Here is a 5,116-nt window from a genome sequence, read left to right on the forward strand (position 1 = left end):
GGTACAACCATCTGATCGGGCTCCAGCGGCGGGAGGTGCTCGCCGAGCGCGACGCCGTCCTGCAGCGGCCCGTCGACCCAGGCGCAGGGAGGCCAGGTGAGCCGGCACGTCGTGGTCGTCGGCGCCGGCCCGGCGGGGCTCGGCGCGGCGGCGGGCGCGCTGCGCGCCGGGGCGCGGGTCACGCTGCTCGACGCCGCCGAGGACCCCGGAGGCCAGTACCACCGGATGCCGCCCGCCGCCTTCGGCGCCGCCCGCCCCGGCCGCCTCCACCACGGGTGGCGCGGCTTCGAGCGGCTGCGCGACCGCGTGCTCGGCCACCCGCGCTGCGACTGGTGGCCCGAGAGCGCCGTCTGGTCCCTCGACCGCGCCGAGCAGGGGCCGCCGCACGTCCACGTGCTGCGAGGCGAGGCCGACGGCGCCGGACGGGAACGGCGCGTCCTGCGCCCGGACGCGCTGGTGCTGGCGCCGGGGGCCCACGACCGCGTCCTGCCCTTCCCGGGCTGGGAACTGCCCGGGGTCTACACCGCCGGGGCGGCGCAGGCGCTGGCGAAGGGGGAGCGCCTGGTCGTCGGCGACCCCGTCCTCATCGCCGGCTCTGGACCGTTCCTGCTCCCGGTCGCCGCGTCGCTGATCGAGGCCGGCGGCACCGTTCTCGAGGTGCTGGAGGCCAACCCGGCCGCCACCGTGGCGCGCGGCTGGGCCGCGCGCCCGTGGGAGCTGGCGCCGCAGGCGGGCAAGGCGGGGGAGCTGGCCGGGTACGCGGCGCTGCTGGCCCGGCACCGCGTCCCCTACCGGACGGGCCGCGCCGTGATCGAGGCCCGGGGCGACGGGCGCGTCGAAGAGGCGGTCACGGCGCGGCTCCGCCGCGACTGGTCGGTCGTGCCCGGCACCGAGCGCACCGTCGCGGTGGACGCCCTCTGCGTCACCCACGGCTTCAGCCCGCAGCTCGAACTGCCCGTCGCCGCCGGCTGCCGGCTGTGCGGCGGCGCCTTCGCCGACGTCGACGACGACCAGCGCACCAGCGTCCCCGGCGTCTACGCGGCCGGGGAGATCACCGGCATCGCCGGGGCTCCGGCCGCCCGCACCGAGGGGCTGCTCGCGGGCTGGGCCGCCGGGGGAGGGGATCCCGGCGACCGCGCGGCCGCCGCCCTGCGCCGGCGCCGCGACCGGGGGCGCGCGTTCGCCGGCCGGCTCGCCGCCGCGCACCCCGTCGGCGCGGCGTGGCCCGGCTGGCTGCGCCCCGACACGATCGTCTGCCGCTGCGAGGAGACCGCCTGCGGGACCCTCCTGCGCGCCGCGGACGGCGCGGCCGCCGGCTCGGCCCCCGCCGTCAGGCTCGGCACCCGCGCCGGGCTCGGCCCCTGCCAGGCCCGCGTCTGCGGCCCCGCGGTCGCCGAACTGCTCCGCGGCCGGGCGGGCGGGAGCGACCCCCACCGCCGGCCCGTCGCCCAGCCCATCCGGCTCGGCGAGCTCGCGGACCCTCCAGTTGACACACCCGACAAGAAAGAGAGCGCCCGATGAGCGACAGCAAGCCCCTGAGCCTCGGCGGCGTCATCGTGGCGACGGCCCTGCCCTACCGCGAGGACGCCGCCGCCCCCGCCGGGCTCGCCGTCGACCACGACCGCTACGCCGAGCACTGCCGCTGGCTCGTCGACAACGGCTGCCGTGGCGTCGGCCCGAACGGGTCCCTCGGCGAGTACTCCTCGCTTACCGACGACGAGCGCCGCCGCGTCGCCCGCACCGCCGTCGAGGCGGTCGGCCGGGACGGCGTCGTCGTGGTCGGCGTGCACGGCCCCGGCTCCCACCAGGCCCGGCACTGGACGCAGATCGCGGCCGAGGACGGCGCCGACGGCGTGCTGTGCCTGCCGCCCACCATGTACCGGGCCAACCGCGGCGAGATCATCGCGCACTTCGAGGCCGTGGCGTCCGTCGGCCTGCCGGTCATGGTCTACAACAACCCCATCGACACCAAGGTCGACCTCACCCCGGACCTGCTCGCCGAGATCGCCCAGATCGACGGCGTCGTGGCGGTCAAGGAGTTCTCCGGCGACGTCCGCCGCGTGCTGGAGATCCGGGAGAGGGCCCCGGGCCTGGAGGTCGTCGCCGGCGCCGACGACGTCACCCTCGAAGCGCTGCTGATGGGCGCGACGGGCTGGTTCGCCGGCTTCCCCAACGTCTTCCCGGCCGAGTCGGCGCTGCTGTACGAGCTGGCCACCGCAGGGAAGCTGGAGGAGGCCCGCGCCCTGTACGAGCCGCTCGTCGCCGCGTTCCGCTGGGACTCGCGCACCGAGTTCGTCCAGGCGATCAAGCTCGGCATGGAGCAGGTCGGCCGGTACGGCGGCCCCTGCCGCCCGCCGCGCGGCCCGCTCGTCCCCGAGCACCGCGCCGCCGTCACCGCCGACATGGACCGCGCGATCGAGGCCCTCGCGCGGCGGCGGGCCGCCTGATGCGCTCGGCCCGGTCGATCAGCGCGGTCGACTCCCACACCGAGGGGATGCCGACGCGCGTCGTCACCGGCGGCGTCGCGCCCATCCCGGGCGCCACGATGGCCGAGCGGCGCCGCCACGCCGTGCGGCACCTGGACGGGCTCCGCCGCTTCCTGGTGGACGAGCCGCGCGGCCACCCCGCGATGAGCGGGGCCCTGCTCCAGCCGCCGACCCGCCCGGACGCCGACTGGGGCGTCGTCTACGTCGAGGTCAGCGGGTTCCTGCCGATGTGCGGGCACGGCACCATCGGCGTCGCGACCGTCCTGGTCGAGACCGGGATGGTGGAGGTGACCGAGCCGGAGACGATCGTGCGGCTGGACACCCCGGCCGGCCTCGTCGAGGCCCGCGTCGCGGTCCGCGACGGCGTCGCCGAGCACGTCACGCTCCGCAACGTCGCCTCGTTCGCGCTCCGGCGGGACGCGGTGGTGGCCGTGCCCGGGCTCGGGGACGTCCGCTACGACATGGCCTACGGCGGCAACTTCTACGCCATCACCGACCTCGAGCCGCTCGGGCTGCCGTTCGACCGGGCCCGCAAGGAGGACATCCTGCGGGCCGGGCTGGCGATCATGGAGGCGATCAACGCGACCGACCGCCCCGTCCACCCCGCCGACCCGCTGATCGGAGGCTGCAAGCACGTCCAGTTCCTCGCGCCCGGGTCGGACGCCAGGCGCTCGCGCAACGCGATGGCCATCCATCCGGGCTGGTTCGACCGGTCGCCGTGCGGCACCGGCACCTCCGCCCGCATGGCGCAGCTGCACGCCCGGGGCGAGCTGCCGCTGCACACCGAGTTCGTCAACGAGTCGTTCATCGGCACCCGGTTCACCGGGCGCCTGGTCGGCACCGCCGACGCCGGCGGCCTGCCCGCGGTGATCCCCGAGTTCACCGGGCGGGCCTGGATCACCGGCACCGCCACCTACCTGCTCGACCCCGCCGACCCCTTCCCCGAGGGCTTCGTCCTCTGAGAGGGACCGGCCGGCTCTTCCCGAGCCCTTCACGGCGGCCCTGACCGCCGCGTCACACCCACCCTGCACCAGTCGGGAGGGACCTCCATGTCCCAAGCCATGCCCAAAACACGACCACCGCGGGGCCCTGCCGGGTCCGCGCTGTTCACCCGGGCCGGGGTCTTCCGCCTGAAACCCGTCGACTCCTCGGAAGAGGAGACCCCGGGCGGCCTGCGCCGCACCATGGGGCTGTGGCAGCTCGTCGCGCTCAGCCTCGGCGGGCTCGTCGGCGCGGGCGTGTTCTCGCTCGCCGGCGTCGTCGCCCACGACGACGCCGGGCCCGGCGTGATGATCTCCTTCCTGATCGCCATCATCGCCAGCGCCGCCGCCGCGCTCTGCTACGCAGAGTTCGCCGGCACCATCCCGAAGGCCGGCTCCGCCTACACCTACTCCTACGCCGTGCTCGGCGAGGCGATCGGCTGGGCGATCGGCTGGGACCTGCTGCTGGAGTACACCGCGATCGTCGCCGTCGTCGCGATCGCCATCTCCGGCTACCTGTCCTACATCCTCGACCAGATCGGCCTCGACATCCCGGACTGGGCGCTCGGCGCGCCCGGCACCGGCGCCGGCCACAAGGTCGACCTGTTCGCGGCGCTGCTGTGCCTGCTGCTGGCGTTCGTGCTGTCGCGCGGGACGAAGGAGTCCGCGCGGTTCGAGACGATCCTCGTCGTGGTCAAGCTCGCGATCGTCGCGCTGGTCATCGTCGCGGGAGCGTTCCACGTCTCGGCCGGCAACTTCAGCCCGTTCCTGCCGTTCGGCATCGGCGGCGCCGTCGCCGGGGCCGCCACCACCTTCTTCGCCGTCTACGGCTACGACGCCATGAGCGCGGCGGCGGAGGAGAGCGCCGAGGCCAAGAAGGTGCTCCCCAAGGCGATCGTCATCTCGCTGGCCATCGCCGCGGTCATCTACCTCCTGGTCTGCATCGTCCTGCTGGGCATGCAGGACTACCGGCAGATCGACGTCAAGAGCCCGTTCTCCAGCGCGCTCGCCTCGGTCGGCCTGACCGGTCTCGGCACGGTCGTCGCGGTCGGCGCCGTCGTCGGCATCACCACCTCCGCGCTCGCGAACATGCTGGCGGTCACCCGCGTCTGGTTCTCGATGAGCCGCGACGGCCTGCTGCCCGCCTACTTCGCCCGCAACCACCCGCGGCGGCAGGTCCCGACCCGCGTCATCTGGCTCGTCGGGATCGGCTCGGCGGTCATCGCGGGCCTGCTGCCCATCAAGGAGGCGGCCGACCTCACCAACATCGGCATCCTGATGGCGTTCATCGTCGTCGCGATCGCCGTCATGGTGATGCGCCGCACCCGCCCCGACCTGCCGCGCTCGTTCCGCACCCCCTGGGTGCCGGTGGTGCCGCTCGTCGGCATCGCCTTCTCGATCTGGCTGATCGCCAACCTCGACTGGATCACCTGGGTCCGGTTCGCGGTGTGGATGGTGCTCGGCCTGGTCGTCTACGCGCTGTACGGGTACCGCAACTCGGTGGAGAACCGGGCGCCGCGGTCCGCCCGCACGGCCCCGAACACCGAGGAAGAGGGGAGCACCTCATGACACCCGACCAGGCCGTCTCCGCGGCGGTCGCCGCCGCTCCGGGCTGGGCCGCGTCGCCGCCGGCCGAGCGCGCCGCCCACC

4 protein-coding genes are annotated in these 5,116 nt (G+C 75.3%); all 4 read left to right on the forward strand.

The window, feature by feature from the left end:
• Positions 1–96: 96 nt before the first annotated feature.
• The 4 genes from AB0C69_RS37800 to AB0C69_RS37815 all read left to right on the forward strand — a co-directional run bounded on the left by AB0C69_RS37800 (position 97) and on the right by AB0C69_RS37815 (position 5,035).
• Positions 97–1,521, forward strand: a complete 1,425-nt coding sequence (locus AB0C69_RS37800) for an FAD-dependent oxidoreductase (RefSeq protein ID WP_360360629.1) — start codon at positions 97–99, stop codon at positions 1,519–1,521.
• On the forward strand, positions 1,518–2,447 hold the full coding sequence (locus AB0C69_RS37805; RefSeq protein WP_360360632.1) for a dihydrodipicolinate synthase family protein: 930 nt from the start codon (positions 1,518–1,520) through the stop codon (positions 2,445–2,447). Before AB0C69_RS37800 ends, AB0C69_RS37805 begins: the two co-directional genes overlap by 4 nt.
• Complete coding sequence (locus AB0C69_RS37810; protein WP_345186786.1) at positions 2,447–3,448, forward strand: proline racemase family protein; 1,002 nt, start codon at positions 2,447–2,449, stop codon at positions 3,446–3,448. Before AB0C69_RS37805 ends, AB0C69_RS37810 begins: the two co-directional genes overlap by 1 nt.
• A gap of 87 nt (positions 3,449–3,535) precedes the next feature.
• The gene (locus AB0C69_RS37815) at positions 3,536–5,035 is read left to right on the forward strand and encodes an amino acid permease (RefSeq protein ID WP_360360635.1); all 1,500 of its coding nucleotides are present in this window, start codon (positions 3,536–3,538) and stop codon (positions 5,033–5,035) included.
• Positions 5,036–5,116 lie beyond the last annotated feature (81 nt).

Origin of the sequence: Actinomadura sp. NPDC048032 (genome assembly GCF_040653175.1) — a bacterium.
Lineage (GTDB): Bacteria > Actinomycetota > Actinomycetes > Streptosporangiales > Streptosporangiaceae > Spirillospora > Spirillospora verrucosospora.

What these genes read in the sequence shown, in the direction of transcription:
- AB0C69_RS37805 (WP_360360632.1), top strand. Translation starts at nt 1,518, where the DNA reads ATGAGCGACAGCAAGCCCCTGAGCCTCGGCGGCGTCATCGTGGCGACG.
- AB0C69_RS37810 (WP_345186786.1), top strand. Translation starts at nt 2,447, where the DNA reads ATGCGCTCGGCCCGGTCGATCAGCGCGGTCGACTCCCACACCGAGGGG.
- AB0C69_RS37815 (WP_360360635.1), top strand. Translation starts at nt 3,536, where the DNA reads ATGTCCCAAGCCATGCCCAAAACACGACCACCGCGGGGCCCTGCCGGG.